The organism is Streptomyces sp. NPDC008313, assembly GCF_042956125.1.
GTDB lineage: Bacteria > Actinomycetota > Actinomycetes > Streptomycetales > Streptomycetaceae > Streptomyces.
The window spans coordinates 122,360-137,717 of the sequence record NZ_JBIBFR010000017.1 but is presented as its reverse complement, the minus strand read 5'-3'; the positions used below and the strand labels follow the sequence as shown (position 1 = coordinate 137,717).

At 73.3% G+C, this 15,358-nt stretch carries 11 protein-coding genes and 1 tRNA gene; 6 read left to right on the top strand and 6 right to left on the bottom strand.

Annotated features, from left to right (window positions below):
* The first annotated feature begins 6 nt into the window (after positions 1-6).
* From tmk to ACFY93_RS23365, 4 genes are all read left to right on the top strand, one after another.
* Positions 7-3,291, top strand: a complete 3,285-nt coding sequence (gene tmk, locus ACFY93_RS23380; RefSeq protein ID WP_391362236.1) for a dTMP kinase — start codon at positions 7-9, stop codon at positions 3,289-3,291.
* A gap of 193 nt (positions 3,292-3,484) precedes the next feature.
* Entirely contained in the window at positions 3,485-4,690 is a 1,206-nt protein-coding gene (locus ACFY93_RS23375; protein ID WP_391362234.1) for a DNA polymerase III subunit delta', read from the top strand.
* 105 nt (positions 4,691-4,795) lie between these two features.
* Complete coding sequence (locus ACFY93_RS23370) at positions 4,796-6,445, top strand: alpha/beta fold hydrolase (protein ID WP_391362231.1); 1,650 nt, start codon at positions 4,796-4,798, stop codon at positions 6,443-6,445.
* Positions 6,446-6,540: 95 nt separating this feature from the next.
* Positions 6,541-6,614, top strand: a tRNA-Thr gene (locus tag ACFY93_RS23365).
* Between the two features lie 76 nt (positions 6,615-6,690).
* Here ACFY93_RS23365 and leuA read toward each other — a convergent pair.
* On the bottom strand, positions 6,691-8,517 hold the full coding sequence (gene leuA, locus ACFY93_RS23360) for a 2-isopropylmalate synthase (protein WP_391362228.1): 1,827 nt from the start codon (positions 8,515-8,517) through the stop codon (positions 6,691-6,693).
* A 187-nt stretch (positions 8,518-8,704) separates the two neighbouring features.
* Here leuA and ACFY93_RS23355 point away from each other — a divergent pair, with 187 nt between their 5' ends.
* Entirely contained in the window at positions 8,705-9,391 is a 687-nt protein-coding gene (locus tag ACFY93_RS23355) for an FCD domain-containing protein (protein ID WP_391362225.1), read from the top strand.
* Between the two features lie 78 nt (positions 9,392-9,469).
* Entirely contained in the window at positions 9,470-11,017 is a 1,548-nt protein-coding gene (locus ACFY93_RS23350; protein WP_391362222.1) for an aminotransferase class I/II-fold pyridoxal phosphate-dependent enzyme, read from the top strand.
* On the opposite strand, the gene ACFY93_RS23345 is transcribed toward ACFY93_RS23350, so the two are convergent.
* From ACFY93_RS23345 to ACFY93_RS23325, 5 genes are all read right to left on the bottom strand, one after another.
* The gene (locus ACFY93_RS23345) at positions 10,929-12,428 is read right to left on the bottom strand and encodes a UbiD family decarboxylase domain-containing protein (RefSeq protein WP_391362219.1); all 1,500 of its coding nucleotides are present in this window, start codon (positions 12,426-12,428) and stop codon (positions 10,929-10,931) included. The genes ACFY93_RS23350 and ACFY93_RS23345 overlap by 89 nt on opposite strands.
* A complete protein-coding gene (locus ACFY93_RS23340; protein ID WP_391362215.1) occupies positions 12,425-12,736 on the bottom strand; it encodes a chorismate mutase in 312 nt (103 codons plus the stop codon). The genes ACFY93_RS23345 and ACFY93_RS23340 overlap by 4 nt, the downstream gene beginning before the upstream one ends.
* The gene (locus ACFY93_RS23335) at positions 12,733-13,077 is read right to left on the bottom strand and encodes a cupin domain-containing protein (RefSeq protein WP_391362213.1); all 345 of its coding nucleotides are present in this window, start codon (positions 13,075-13,077) and stop codon (positions 12,733-12,735) included. The genes ACFY93_RS23340 and ACFY93_RS23335 overlap by 4 nt, the downstream gene beginning before the upstream one ends.
* 66 nt (positions 13,078-13,143) lie before the next feature.
* On the bottom strand, positions 13,144-13,815 hold the full coding sequence (locus tag ACFY93_RS23330; RefSeq protein WP_391362210.1) for an NAD(P)H-dependent oxidoreductase: 672 nt from the start codon (positions 13,813-13,815) through the stop codon (positions 13,144-13,146).
* Between the two features lie 136 nt (positions 13,816-13,951).
* Positions 13,952-15,256, bottom strand: coding sequence for a TrpB-like pyridoxal phosphate-dependent enzyme (locus ACFY93_RS23325; protein ID WP_391362207.1), 1,305 nt, complete (start codon positions 15,254-15,256; stop codon positions 13,952-13,954).
* Between the last annotated feature and the right edge of the window lie 102 nt (positions 15,257-15,358).

Here is a 15,358-nt window from a genome sequence, read left to right as displayed (position 1 = left end):
GTCAGGATGACGCGAGCCGAGCAGCCAACGGCCCATGATCCGGCCCCCGACACCGCCCTGGTCGCAGATTCCCGAGAGCGCGCCGTCCGCGCGCTGTTGCGCCGCCCCCAGCTGAAACGGTTGTGGAGCGCGCAACTCGTGGGAGGTGTCGGCGACACCCTCGCCCTGCTGGTCCTGGTCGTCCTCGTACTCCAGGCCGCGGTCCTGGAGGGCTCCTTCGGCGACGGCTACCGCGGAGTGGCCGTCGCGGTGGCGGCGGTCTTCGGGGCGCGCGCCCTGGCGACGCTGCTCTTCGGGGCCGTACTCCTCGGGCCGCTCACGGCCCTGACGTCCCAGGAAGGACCCCTCGACCGCCGCTGGACCATGGTCGGGGCCGACGGTCTGCGCGCGGCGCTCCTGATCGTCGCCCCCCTGTGGATCGACTGGACCCCCGACAGCGCGCTCGCCGTCCTCCTCGTCACCGCCTTCGTGAGCGGCGTCGCCGAACGCTTCTGGACGGTCTGCCGTGAGAGCGCGGCGCCCGCGCTGCTGCCCGCGCCGCCCCCGGAGGGCGCCACGGTGCGCCCGCTGCCGGACCACATGGACGCGCTGCGGCGGCTGTCGCTGCGCACACAGTTCGTCGCGGTGCCGCTCGGAGCGGCCGCGCTCGTCCTGGTGTCGCTGATCAGCAATCTGCTGGGCGCGGGGATCGACTGGTTCGACCAGCACCAGGTGGCGCTCTCCTCGTACGTCGCCGCCGGTCTGTTCGCCGCCTCGCTGTCCGTGCTCACCTACCTCGAACTGCCCGACACGCGCACCCCGCGTGCGCGGTCGCCCCTCGAAGGGCTGCGCCGCCCCCGCACGGGCACCGGCGTCGACAAGGGCCGTACCGGCGCCGTTCCCCTGCTCGTGCCGGCCTGCGCGGCCGTCGCCGGGGCGATCGCGGCGGCCGTCGCCGTCTCCGTGCTGCACGCCAAGGACCTCGGCGGCGGGCCGGTGACGTACGGGCTGCTGGTCCTCGCGCTGACCGGTGGCACGGCCGCCGGAATCCGTGTGGCGCCGTCCGTGCTGCCGTCGCTGTCACGGCGCAGGCTGCTCGCCCTCGCCATCGCCTTCACGGGTGTCGCTCTCCTCGCCGCCGGGCTCGTCCCGGACGTCACCACCGTGCTGCTGATAGCGGCGCTCGCGGGCATCGGCGCCGGCGTCGCCGCGAACACCGGGCACGCGCTGCTCGACCAGGAGGCCGAGGAGTACCGGCGGGCGCGCACGACCGAACACCTGCACGCAGTCGTACGGGTGTTCGTGGCTCTGGGCGCGCTGGTGGCGCCGCTCGTGGCGGCCGCGATCGGACCGCACCGCCTGGAGAACGGCAAGTTCGTCTTCGCGCACGGGGGAGCCGCGTTCACGCTGATGCTCGTCGGCGCCCTGCTGCTGCCGGTGGCCGCGCTGGTGCTGGCCAAGGTCGACGACCGGTCCGGAGTGCCGCTGCGCCACGACCTGCTGGACGCGCTGCGCGGTGGCGACGACCCCGTGCAGACGCTCGCCTCGAACGGCTTCTTCATCGCCCTGGAAGGCGGCGACGGGGCCGGGAAGTCGACCCAGGCCGAGGCGCTCGCCGAGTGGATCCGGGCCAAGGGCCACGAGGTCGTGCTGACCCGGGAGCCGGGCGCCACCCCCGTCGGCAAGCGGCTGCGGTCGATCCTCCTCGACGTCTCCTCGGCCGGACTGTCGCACCGGGCGGAGGCCCTGCTGTACGCGGCCGACCGCGCCGAACACGTGGACACCGTGGTGCGGCCCGCACTGGAGCGCGGCGCCGTCGTCATCTCGGACCGCTACATCGACTCCTCGGTGGCCTACCAGGGCGCGGGCCGTGACCTGTCGCCGACGGAGATCGCCCGCATCTCGCGCTGGGCCACGGACGGGCTCGTGCCGCACCTGACGGTGCTGCTCGACGTCTCGCCCGAGGCGGCGCGCGAGCGGTTCACCGAGGCTCCCGACCGGCTGGAGTCGGAGCCCGCCGAGTTCCACGCACGCGTGCGCTCCGGTTTCCTGACCCTGGCCGCGGCCGACCCCGGGCGCTACCTGATCGTCGACGCGGCTCAGGAGCCCGAGGCCGTCACCACGGTCGTCCGGCACCGCCTCGACGCGTTGCTGCCGCTCTCCGAGGCCGAGGTGAAGGCTCAGGAGGAGGCACGCAAGGCCGCCGAGGAGGAGGCCCGCAGGAAGGCGGAGGAGGAGGCCGCCCGCAAGGCCGAGGAGGAGCGCATCGAACGCGAGCGGCAGGAGCAGCTCGCCCGGCTGCGCGCCGAGGAGGAGGAGCGCAAGCAGCGCGAACTCGAAGAGGCACAGCGGCGTGAGGCCGAACGCCAGGCGGAGGAGGCCCGGCAGCGCGCCGAGGAGGCCCGCCGCAGGGCCGAGGAGGAGCGGGTCAGGCGTCTCGCCGAGGAGAAGGCGCGGGCCGCCGAGGAGGAACGCCGGCGCAGGCAGGCCGAGGAGGAGGCGCGACTGCGGGCCGAGGCCGAGGAGCGCCGCCTGGAGAAGCAGCGGAAGGCCGAGGAGGCCCTGCTGCGCGCCGAGTCGGCGCGCAGGGCGGCGGAAGCCGCCGCCGCGGCGTCGGCGGCGGCCGCGAACCCGACGGTGACCCGCCCGTCGTCGCCTCCCGCGCAGCCCGCTTCGCCCGTCGCCGCACAGACCGCGCCGACCGGCAAGAGGTCGACCGGCAAGAGGTCGAACGGCGAGACGGCGAACGGCGAGACGGCGAACGAGACGACCGTGCCCACGCCGGTCGTGAAGCCTGCGGCGGGCCCGGGGCGTGGCTCCGGCGCCGGTTCCGGCCCGGGGTACGACGCCGAGGAGACGGCCAGGATCCCGCAGCCCCCGGCGCCCGAGGGGGCGGTGGACGAGACGACGGTGCTGCCCCGGTTCCCCGCCGAGGCGGACGAGACGGCCGTGCTGCCGCCGGTCGCTCCGGGCGCGGCCGACGAGACGGCCGTGCTGCCTCCCGTACGTCCCGGACATGACGGCGGCACGGGCGGCGGGGCCGGTGATCCCGCGGACCGTGTCCCTCCGGGCTACTTCCGGGAGGAGCACCGGGACCCGGCGCCCGAGTCGCCCCAGGAGCGCACCCGTGAGCTCCCGCAGGTCGACGAGGTGGGCGCTCCGCGCCACCGTTCGCGTCCCGACTGGGCGGAGGAGACTCCGCTGGACGACCTGCCGACGCTTGCGGACGAACTGCTGGGCGGCCGCGACGAGGACGGCCCGCACGACGACGAGGAACCCGGCAGGGGCCGGGGCGGCCGCCGCCGTCGCTGACGTGGCCGGCCGAAGGGCGGCACCGGGTCCCCGGTGCCGCCCTTCGGCTGCGCCGCCCGCCCGGCCACCTCCCCGACCGGGTCTCCACGACCGGCCTCCCCGACCGGTGGGAAGGCCGGGCGGGGAGCGTTGTCAGTCCTCTCCCGCACAATGGGATCCGGCAAGGCGAAGTGTGACGAAAGGGCGGTGCCCCATGCCCGTGTGGGACGACCTGGTGGGCCAGGAGAAGGTGACCGCGCAGCTCGCGGCGGCCGCCCGGGACGCCGACGCCCTGGTCACCGCCGCCGCCACCGGCGCCCCGCCGCCGGAGGCGTCGAAGATGACGCACGCCTGGCTGTTCACCGGCCCGCCCGGCTCGGGCGCCGCCACCGCCGCGCGGGCCTTCGCGGCGGCGCTCCAGTGCGTGAGCCCCGACCGCGCCCTCGGCGGCGTCCCCGGCTGCGGGTTCTGCGACGGCTGCCACACCAGCCTGGTCGGCACCCACGCCGATGTACAGGTCATCCGTACCGAACTGCTCTCCATGGGCGTGAAGGAGACCCGCCATCTCGTCCGCGGCGCCCAGATGTTCCCGGCGAACGGCCGCTGGCAGGTCATCGTCCTGGAGAACGCCGACCGTCTCACGGAAGGCGCGTGCAACGTCATCCTGAAGGCCGTGGAGGAGCCCGCTCCGCGGACGGTCTGGCTTCTGTGCACCCCGTCCGTCGAGGACGTCCTGCCCACGATCCGGTCGCGCTGCCGCCTGCTGACGCTCCGCACCCCGCCCGTGGACGCGGTCGCCGACCTGCTGATACGGCGTGACGGCGTCGAGCCCGAGGTGGCGGCCGCGGCCGCGCGCGCGACCCAGGGCCACATCGACCGGGCCCGCCGCCTCGCCACCGACCCGGCCGCCCGTGCGCGCCGGGCCGCCGTCCTCAGACTTCCGCTCCGCGTCGAGGACGTCGGCGGCTGCCTCAAGGCGGCGCAGGAGCTCGTCGACACGGCGGCGGAGGACGCCAAGCAGCTCGCCGAGGAGGTCGACGTCAAGGAGACCGAGGACCTGAAGGCGGCGCTCGGGGCGGCCCAGGGCGGCCGGATGCCGCGCGGCACGGCGGGCGCGATGAAGGAGCTGGAGGACAAGCAGAAGAGCCGCAGAACACGCACCAAGCGCGACACCCTCGACCTCGCCCTGCTCGACCTCACCGGGTTCTACCGGGACGTGCTCGCCCTCCAGCTCGGCTCGCGGGTGGCCATCGCGAACGCGGACGCCGAGGACACGCTGGAACGCCTGGCGCGCGGCGGCACCCCGGAGTCCACGCTCCGCCGCATCGACGCGATCGCCGCCTGCCGCGACGCCCTCGACCGCAACGTGGCTCCGCTGCTCGCGGTGGAGGCGATGACGATGGCACTGCGGGCGGGCTGAGGAGGACGGGGAGCACTCCGAGCCGGGGTCGAGCCGGGGTCCCTCGTACGAGCGGAAACGGCCACACGTGGTGACCGAGTGATTGCTGACGGTTACGCTCGGACGATGCAGACCAGGCGCATCCTTGGCACCTCCGGCACCTCCGGCATCTCGGGCCCCCGCCGTGACTCCCGAGCCCCCCGCCCCCTCCGGCCACTGCGGTCGCTGCCCGCCCGGTGCGGCCTCGCGCTGGCGGCGGGCGCGCTCCTCGCCACCGCCGCCTGCTCCCCGGGAAGCTCCACGACGACCTCGACGCAGGACGCGGCGCTGGCGGCGCTGCCCCGGTCCACCCCGTCGGTGCTGGCCCCGTACTACGGGCAGAAGCTCAGCTGGCGCGCGTGCGGCGTCCCCGGCTTCGAGTGCACCACCATGAAGGCCCCGCTCGACTACGCCAAGCCGGCCGCGGGGGACGTCAGACTGGCGGTCGCCCGGAAGAAGGCCACGGGCCCGGGCAAGCGGATCGGTTCCCTGCTGGTCAACCCCGGCGGCCCCGGCGGCTCGGCGATCGGCTACCTCCAGTCGTACGCGGGCATCGGCTACCCGGCGGCGGTCCGCGCCCGGTACGACATGGTCGCCGTCGACCCGCGCGGAGTGGCCCGCAGCGAGCCGGTGAAGTGCCTCACCGGCAAGGAGATGGACGCGTACACGCAGACGGACGTCACCCCGGACGACCGGAAGGAGACGGCCCGCCTGGTTGACGCCTACAAGGACTTCGCGGACGGTTGCGAGCGCCGGTCGTCCGAGCTGCTGCGGCACGTGTCCACCGTCGAGGCGGCCCGCGACATGGACATCCTGAGGGACGCGCTGGGCGACAGGAAGCTGACGTACGTCGGAGCGTCGTACGGGACGTTCCTCGGCGCGACGTACGCGGGTCTCTTCCCGAAGCGGGTGGGCCGGCTGGTGCTGGACGGCGCCCTGGACCCCTCGCTCACGGCCCGCGAGCTGAACAGGGAGCAGACGGAGGGCTTCGACACGGCCTTCCAGTCCTTCGCGAAGGACTGCGTACGCCACTCCGACTGTCCCCTGGGCGGACGGGGCACGAGCCCGGAACAGGTGGGCAGGAACCTGAAGGCCTTCTTCACGAAGCTCGACGCCTCGCCCCTCCCGGCGGGCGACGCGGACGGACGCAGGCTCGGCGAGGCACTCGCGACGACCGGCGTGATCGCGGCCCTGTACGACGAGGGCTCCTGGCCCCAGCTGCGTGACGCCCTCACTGCGGCCATGAAGAAGAAGGACGGCTCGGGCCTGCTGGCCCTCGCCGACAGCTACTACGAGCGTGACCCGGACGGGACGTACGCGAACCTGATGTTCGCCAACGCGGCGGTGAACTGCCTGGACCTTCCGCCGGCCTTCTCGGGCCCCGGCGAGGTGGAGGCCGCGGTCCCCGACTTCGAGAAGGCGTCCCCGGTCTTCGGCGAGGGCCTCGCCTGGGCCTCGCTGAACTGCGCGTACTGGCCGGTGCGGCCCACGGGCGAGGCGCACCGGATCGAGGCGAAGGGCGCCGCCCCCATCGTGGTCGTCGGCACCACCCGCGACCCGGCCACCCCGTACGCCTGGGCCCGCTCCCTCGCCGGCCAGCTCTCCTCCGCCACCCTCCTCACCTACGCCGGTGACGGCCACACCGCCTACGGCCGCGGCAGCGACTGCGTCGACTCCGCGATCAACCGCTACCTCCTCGAGGGCACCCCTCCGGCTGAGGGAAAGCGCTGCTCATAGCCCCTGCCGCGGCCCCTCCCGGGCTGTGTGCGGACCACTCCGGAAACTGTGTAGACTTACCCGCGTTGCTGATCGCACCATAGTGCGGACAGCGCGCCGCCTTAGCTCAGATGGCCAGAGCAACGCACTCGTAATGCGTAGGTCTCGGGTTCGAATCCCGAAGGCGGCTCGGAATCACCCCAGGACTCACTCGCCGTGACCTGGGGTTTTTTCATGCCCGGGCGGTGCCGAGGGGGCGGCGTCGGTCAGTGGGGAGTGGGTCCGGCGGGGGCGGTCCGGGGGGAGCGGTTGACGGCGGACATGATCGCGTTCACCGAGGCGGTCAGGACCGAGGTGTCCCAGCCCGCGCCCCAGCGGACGGTGCCGGCGACCCGGCATTCGGCGTAGGCGACGGCGGGGCTGCCCGGGCCCGGGGTGGTGGAGTGCTCGGTGTAGCCGAGGACGTCGACGGTGATGCCGACGGCGCGCAGGGCGTCGGCGAGGGCGGAGAGCGGGCCGTTGCCCGTGCCCTCGCAGGAGTGGTCCCGGCCATCGGCGCGCAGCGTGCACGTGAACCGGTGCTCACCGGGGGCGGTTTCCGTGGTGTTCCAGGAGACCAGGGTGACCGGGCCGTCCAGGGCCGGGGCGATGTAGGTGGTGCGGAAGAGTTCCCACAGTTCCTTGGGGGACAGTTCCTGCCCGGTGGCGTCGGTGACCCGCTGCACCGTGCGGGAGAAGTCCGGGCGCATCGTCCGTGGCAGGTCCAGGCCGTGGTGAGTGTGGAGGAGGTGGGCGATGCCGCCCTTGCCGGACTGGGAGTTGATGCGGATGACCTCCTCGTAGGTGCGGCCGATGTCGCCCGGGTCGACGGGCAGGTACGGCACCGCCCATGGAGCCGCCCCGGCGGGGACGCCGGTCTCGGCGGCCCGCTCGGCGTGGTGGGCCATCCCCTTGGCGATGGCGTCCTGGTGGGTGCCGGAGAAGGCGGTGTGGACGAGGTCGCCGCCGTAGGGGTGCCGGGGGTGGACGGGCAGCCGGTTGCAGTGCTCGACCACCTCGCGCACCGCGTCGATGTCGGAGAAGTCGATCATCGGGTCGACGCCCTGGGCGAAGAGGTTCAGGGCCAGGGTCACCAGGTCGACGTTGCCGGTGCGCTCACCGTTGCCGAACAGGCACCCCTCCACACGCTGGGCGCCCGCGAGGACGGCGAGTTCGGCGCAGGCGACGCCGGTGCCGCGGTCGTTGTGGGGGTGCACGGAGAGGATCACGCAGTCGCGCCGGGCGAGGTGACGGTGCATGTACTCGATCTGGTCGGCGTACACGTTGGGCGTGGCGATCTCCACCGTCGCCGGCAGATTGTGGATCACCGGACGGTCGGGGCTCGCCTCCCACAGCTCGGTGAGGCTGTCGCACACCTCCAGGACGAAGTCCGGTTCGGTGAGGTTGAACACCTCGGGGGAGAACTCGAACCGGATGCCGGCGCCCGGCCGCTCCTCCGCACGGCACATCAGATGCGTGGCCGCCTCCCGGATCAGCGCGTGGACTTCGGCACGGGAGCGGCCCAGGACGACGTCCCGCCACGTGGGAGCGGTCGCCGTGTAGAGGTGGACCAGGGTGCGGGGGAGTCCTTCGACGGAGGCGACGGTCCGGTCGATCAGGTCCGCGCGGGCCGCCGTGAACACGGAGACGGTCACGTCGTCGGGCACGGCGTCGCTGTCGGCCAGGTGCCGTACGAAGTCGAAGTCGGTCTGGCTGGCGGAGGGGTAGCCCACCTCGATCTCCTTGTAGCCCATGGTGACCAGGAGATCGAACATGCGCCGCTTGCGTGCGGTGTCCATCGGCTCCGCCAGTGCCTGGTTGCCGTCGCGCAGGTCGACCGGCACCCACAGCGGCGCCTGCTCGATCCGGCGTGACGGCCAGGTCCGGTCGGTCAGCGGCAGGGCGACCCGCTCGTGCGCGGGCCGGTAGCGGTGGTGCGGCATCGCGCTCGGCCGCTGGGGGTTCCAGCGCGGGGCGCCCGCCGGCACGTCACCGGAGGGGGTGCGGAGGGTGGGGAACGCCGTGGCCGCCGGGGCCGGGAAGGTGGAGGGCATCGTGCGGAACTTCTTTCGGTCGTCCGTCAGGCGACCGGCGCAGCCCGGAACCCCGCTGCGGGGTGCCGGTCGTGTCAGACCCCGCAGCGGCAGCCGAGAAGAAGGAACTCGCGCGACAGCATGCGGGTAAAATAACCACAACTCAGCTCCTCAGACAACCTGAGGTCCCAAGGAAAGGCGAAACCGGATGTCACTGGGCGCCCTGCGGCCGTCCCCTCTGGTCGAGCAGGCCACGGACCATCTGCGCGAACAGATCACGGGCGGTGCGTGGCCGGTCGGGACGAAGCTCCCCGGGGAGACCGCCCTGGCCAAGTCCCTCGGCGTGGGACGCTCCACCGTCCGTGAGGCCCTGCGGGCGCTGGCCGGGGCCGGGCTCGTGCGGTCGCGTCAGGGATCCGGTGTCTTCGTCATCGCGACCCGGCCCAGGCAGGACTGGTCCACCCAGCTCCGCCAGGCGGCCGTCGCCGATGTCTACGAGGTCCGGATGCTCGTCGAGGTGGAGGCCGCCCGGCTGGCGGCGCGGCGCCGTACCGACGAGGACATCGCCGTCCTCCAGGAGGCGCTGGCCGGGCGGCGGGCGGCGGCGCACGCAGGCGACGCCGAGTTCGTCGGGGCCGACATCGCCCTGCACGCGGGCGTGGTCGACGCGGCACACAACCCGGTGCTCACCGGCCTGTTCACCGAGTTCGTACCCGTGCTGCAGCAGGGGCTGCTCGATCTGGTCGAGCTGCTCGGCCTCCGCGCCGACCCGGAGTACGGCGACGAGAGCCACGCCGCGATGGTCGACGCCGTCGTGCGCGGCGACGCCGACGCGGCCGCGCGCGAACTGCGCGACGAGCTCACGCGGACGCTGGCCCTGCTCAACTCCCTCTGACCCGCCTCGTTCTCCCCGGAAGCCCCCGCGCGGGGACATACAGTGATAGCCCGGGCCGGGCGGGGAGACGGAGGGGACGTGGGGTCGTCGGAGTTGCTCATCGTGCTGGACCGGGACGGGGGTACGCCGCTGCAGCAGCAGGTGTGCGACCAGGTCACCGCCCTGGTGCGGTCGGGCCGGCTGCGGCCGGGCGAGACGGTGCCCGCGTCCCGTGAACTCGCCGCGCAGCTCGACGTGTCCAGGACCGTCATCACCCGCGCGTACGAACTCCTGCGCGCCCACGGCATCCTCACCGCCCGGCGCGGTTCCGGCACCAGGGTCGCCGGTCCGGCGGCCGGTGCCGCCCCGGTCCGTCCCTCCCGCCCGGCGTCCACGACGCTCGCCCCGCAGCCGCCCAGGGCCACCGACGGCGGCAACGCGCTGTGGCAGCCCTGGGAGCCGCCGCCCACCCGGCACCCGGGTGTCGCGCTCGACTTCCGGCACGGCACTCCGGCGCTCGCGGACTTCCCCGTCGCCCGCTGGCGGCAGTCCCTGCACGACGCGTACGGCCGCGCCGACGTCGCCGCGCTCGGCTACGGCCCGGCCGAGGGCTCCCCGGCGCTGCGGACGGAGATCGCCGCCCTCGTCCGGCAGAGCCGGGCCCTCGACGCGTCCCCCGACCGCATCATGGTCACCGGCGGCGCCACCCAGGCCCTGGACATCCTCGTCCGGATGCTGGTCGCGCCGGGTGACGTGGTGGTGATCGAGGACCCCAGCCACACCGTGCTGCGTCAGGTGTTCGGCTGCTCCGACGCGGCCGTCGTGCCCGTCCCCGTGGACGAGGAGGGGCTGCGGGTGGAGGACATCGACGCCTGTGTGCGGGCCCGGGGGCACGATCCGGAGCGGGTGAAACTGGTGTACGTCACGCCGTCGCACCAGTTCCCGACCGGGTTCATCATGTCCGGGGGACGGCGGCGCGGGCTCCTGAAGTGGGCGTACGAGCACGGCGCGACGGTCCTGGAGGACGACTACCACAACGAGTTCACGTTCACCGCCGAGCGGCTGCCCGCGCTGGCGGCCGAACGGCACCGGGACACCGTCGTCTACGTGGGCAGCTTCAGCAAGACGCTCTTTCCCGCGCTGCGGATCGGCTACGCGGTGCTCCCGCGCCCTCTCGTGCAGCCCTTCCTGGGCATCAAGTGGATCACCGACCGGCTGACGCCCACGGTCGCCCAGGAGGCGCTCGCCGACTTCGTGTCCACCGGCGCGTACGCCCGCCACATCAGCCGTATGACACGGCTGTACCGGCAGCGCAGAGGCCGCCTGCTCGGGGAGCTGTACGAGCACTTCGGTGCCGAGGTCCGCATCTCCGGCGAGGCCGCCGGCCTGCACGTGCTGGTCACCCTCACCGGGGCGCGAGGCGTTCCGGAGGACACGATCGTCCGGCTGGCGGCCGGTCGCGGAGTCCGGATCTACCCCGCGTCCGGCTACTTCGTCCAGGACCCGCCGGCCGAACCGACGTTCCTGATGGGGTACGCGGCCCTGCCCGTCGCCCGTATCACCGAGGGAGTCGCCCTGCTGGCCGAAGCGGTGCGCGAGGCGACGGGCGCCCGGGGGGACCGGCCCCCGGCTCCCGCGGTTCCGTGAAGCGCGGGCGGTGGAAGCGGGCGAGGTGCGCGTACGGCACGGTGCAGTCGAAGTGGGCCTTCGCCGTACGCCCTTCGCCCGACAGCGTGTCCGAGTACGCGGGGGACTGGGTCGGGTCCAGGGGGAAGCCCTCCCGGTCCGGCAGCACCGAGACGTCCCGGTCGGCCTGCAGCCGGGTGGTCATCGCCCACCACAGGTCCGCGTCCGACTCCAGGTCGACGTCCTCGTCCACGGAGACGACCAGCTTGGCCATCCGGAACTCCTCCAGCACCGACTCCGCGGCCTTGCGCACCGCCTCGTCGTCGGTGGCCGACCGTTTGGCCGGCCACTGGATCACCACCATGAGCTGGCCGCCGCCCGCCGTGTGGCAGTGCACCGCCCGGGCCGGTGTGCCCAGCTGCCGCAGCCGGCCGAGGACCGCCGCCTCCATTCCGAAGCCGAGCAGCACCGACTGCTCGTGTCCCGGGCCCGAGACGGTCTGCAGGATCGCTCCCTCGCGTGCCGTGATCCCGGAGATCCGGACGGTGGGGAGCCCCGGGTGGGCCCGTCCCTGATAGCCGAGGAACTCCGGTGTCGCGTACGGCCCGCGGGGGTTCTCCGGCACCGGGCCGGGCAGCAGCTCGCCCTCCAGGACGTACTCGGCGTGCGCGACGCACTCCGCGTCGACCGTCCGGCAGGACGTCAGCTCCACCGGAGCGCCGCCCAGCGCGCCCGCCACGGCGAGTTCGTCGACTCCGCCGGGGACGAGGGACGCCGGGCAGCACGAGGAGAGCAGGACGGCCGGCCCGAGCCCCAGATGGATCGCGACCGGCAGCGGCCGGCCCCGGCGCAGGGCCGCCAGATGGGCGGCTTCCAGGTGCCGTCCCGGCACCATCCAGATCGACAGCTCGCCGGGGCCCCGCACACACATCCGGTGGATCGACAGGTTGCGCACCCCGGTCTCCGGATGGGTCGCGAGGACCGCGCCGAGCGTCAGATAGGGGCCCGCGTCCGCGTCGGTGAGCACCGGCACCGGCAGCGCGGTGAGGTCCGGCGCGAGCTCCCGGCGGCCGGGGCCGCGGCCGCCCCTCAGCCGCACCGGCGGCAGAGGCGACGCGACCGCGTCGAGCAGGCGGTACGGGAGTTGCGAGGGGGTGCACTTCAGCAGCGCGGCGGCCCGGCGGCGGGTGCCGTACAGGCCGATGAGCACGGCCCGGGCCTCGGCGCCCGCGGCAGCCGGCGTGACCCGCTCGAAGAGGACGGCGGGCCCCGGACCCGTCGGAGGCGGCGCCGGTGTCCCGGCCCAGGCCGCGTACCGGGAGGAGACCCCGAACCGGGCCGGGACCTCCTCCCGTTCCCGCACCAGCTCGCCGGGCATCAGGTCCAGCCCGGCGAGCGCGGTGCGCAGATCCGCGAGACGGCGGCGCGTCACGACATGCCCTCCGGTGCGGCGGCCCGCCGCTCGGCGAGCCGGTCGAGCTGCAGCGCCGTCAACTCGGCGACGAGCGTGCGGTACGTGGCCTCCGCGATCCCGGGAGGCATGCCCTGCTCGTCCGCGAGCCGGCGCACCTTGGCGATCACCTGGGCGACGCGGTCGGGCGAGCGCACCGCCTCCTCGTCGCTCTTGTACTCGGTCAGCTCCCTCACCACCCGGGTACGCGCGGCGAGCAGGCCGACGATCTGGCGGTCCAGAAGGTCGATGGAGCCGCGCAGCTCCTCGATCCGCGCCGTGGCCGTCATGGCGCGGGCACCTCGTCGATCACGTACACGACGGTGGGCTCGCCCGCGGAGCCCTGGGAGCGGTGCCGCTCGTCACCGGGGATGACGAAGCCCATGCCGGGGCGGCAGGGCACCGAGCGGTCGTCGAAGTGGATGGTGAACTCGCCCTGCAGCACGTAGCCCTGGTGGCCGCGCTCGCACCACTCCTGTTCGTCGAAGCCCGGGGGCAACTCCATCAGGCGCACCCGCAGACCTCCGGTGTACGCGATCTTCACCCGGCCCTCGGCGCCGGGCTTGTGCCACTTCTCCCAGGGGACGGTGTCGAAGTCGATGCCGACGAGGGCGGGGGCCGTGGTGGTCATGGTGGGAGTACTCCTCGGTGGGCGGTGGTGGTGGCGTGGGTCTGGACGACGTGGTGGTGGCGTGGGTCAGGACATCGAACGCGCGCGTACGACCCGTTCGTTGCGGTCGTCGAGGGGCAGCACCGACTCGTCGGAGCTCGCCCTGACCCTGCGCAGCAGCAGGGTCATGTCGATCATTCGGTGGACCATGCGCTCCAGGGCGTCCACGCCCTCGGGGTCGCGCAGGCCCGGCTCCCGCGAGGTGTTGCGCAGCAGGGCGGGGAAGCCGCTGCCCACCATGATCATGCGGTTGAGCAGCAGATTGTCCATGAGCTGGTTGTGCACGGAGGCGTCGCTGTAACGGCGGCCGGTGACGATGATCCCGCCGACCTTGTTGGCGAGCGGCCGGTCGAACCGCAGATAGCCGACGCCCGCCCTCTCGATGAAGATCTGCATGAGATGGGCGAGGCCGAAGCCGTGCACGGGCACGGCGTAGATGATCCCGTCGGCCCGCTTCATCTCCTCGACGATGGCGGGCATGTCGTCCGGAAGGGCGCACGGGCTCGTCCGGTTGTTGCAGTCGCCGCACGGACTGCAGGGTGAGATGCGGTGGTCGCGCAGATGCACCTCACGGAAGACGGCACCCCGCTCCCGCACCAGTCCGCCCGCGTGCGCGAGCGCCAGATCCGTGTTCCCCCCGGCACGCTCGGACCCCGATATACCGAGGATGACGGGCTTCGCTCCGTGTACGCCTTGCATGAACTCCCCCATGAGTCACTGATCTCGCCCTCTCGTCAGGACCGGTCCCGACCCCGCTCCCGGGGTCCGGACCGGTCCGGACGAGAGGCACTGCGGGGCGGAGCCGGCCGGCCCCGCCCCTCCCCCTGCCGGCCGGTCAGTCCTCGAGCTTCCCGGCGAAGTAGTCGATGTAGGCCTGCATGTCGAAGTGGCCGTGCCCGGAGAGGGAGAACAGGATGCTCTTCTCCTCGCCGGACTCCTTGCAGGCGAGCGCCTCGTCGATGGCCACGCGCACGGCGTGCGTGGACTCCGGCGCCGGCACGATGCCCTCGTTGCGGGCGAAGGTCACCCCGGCCTCGAAGCAGGCGGTCTGCGGGACGGCACGGGCCTCCAGGACGTCGATGTCCTTGAGGGCGCTGATGATCGGCGACATGCCGTGGTAGCGCAGACCGCCCGCGTGGATGCTCGGCGGCACGAAGTCGTGGCCGAGGGTGTGCATCTTGGTGAGCGGGGTCATGCCCGCGGTGTCACCGAAGTCGTAGTCGTACTTCCCCTCGGTCAGGGTCGGGCAGGACGACGGCTCGACGGCGACGGCCCGCACGGAGCGTCCGCCGCGCAGCTGCTCGCCGAGGAAGGGCAGTGCGAGGCCGCCGAAGTTGGAGCCGCCGCCGGCCGCGCCGATCACGATGTCCGGGTAGTCCTCGGCCAGTTCCATCTGGAGCTGGGCCTCCTGACCGATGATCGTCTGGTGCAGCAGTACGTGGTTGAGCACCGAGCCGAGCGCGTACTTGGCGGATCCGCCACTGCTGAGGGCCGCCTCCACCGCCTCGGAGATGGCGAGTCCCAGGCTTCCGGGGGAGTCCGGGTCGGCGGCGAGAGCGGCCCGGCCGGCCTCGGTGAGGTCGCTGGGGCTGGGGCTGACACGGGCCCCGTAGGTCTCCATCAGGCCGCGGCGGTAGGGCTTCTGCTGGTAGCTCACCTTGACCATGTAGACCTCGCAGAGGAGGCCGAAGTACTGGCAGGCGAGGGAGATGGAGCTGCCCCACTGGCCGGCGCCGGTCTCGGTGGTGAGCCGCTCCACGCCCGCCCGCTTGTTGTAGTACGCCTGCGGGATCGCGGTGTTGGGCTTGTGGCTGCCGGCCGGGCTGACGCCCTCGTTCTTGAAGTAGATGCGGGCCGGGGTGTCGAGCGCCTTCTCCAGACGGCGGGCCCTGACCAGCGGGCTGGGCCGCCACTGCCGGTACACGTCGATGACGGCGCCGGGGATGTCCACCTCGCGGTCGGTGGAGAACTCCTGGGCTATCAGCTCGCCCGGGAAGAGGGGCTCCAGGTCGGCCGCGGTGATCGGCTCCCGGGTGCCGGGGTGCAGCATCGGGTCCAGCGGCTTCGGCAGGTCGGCGACCACGTTGTACCAGGTGGTGGGCATGCGGTCTTCGGACAGCAGGAACTTCGTCTGCGACATGAACACTTTCCTCGGTCGAGCGGAGCGGGTGGAGCCACGTGGGCGGAGTCGTTGGAGTCGGTGGGAGCGGAGTCGGTGGAGTCGGTGTGGAAGGGGAGTCGA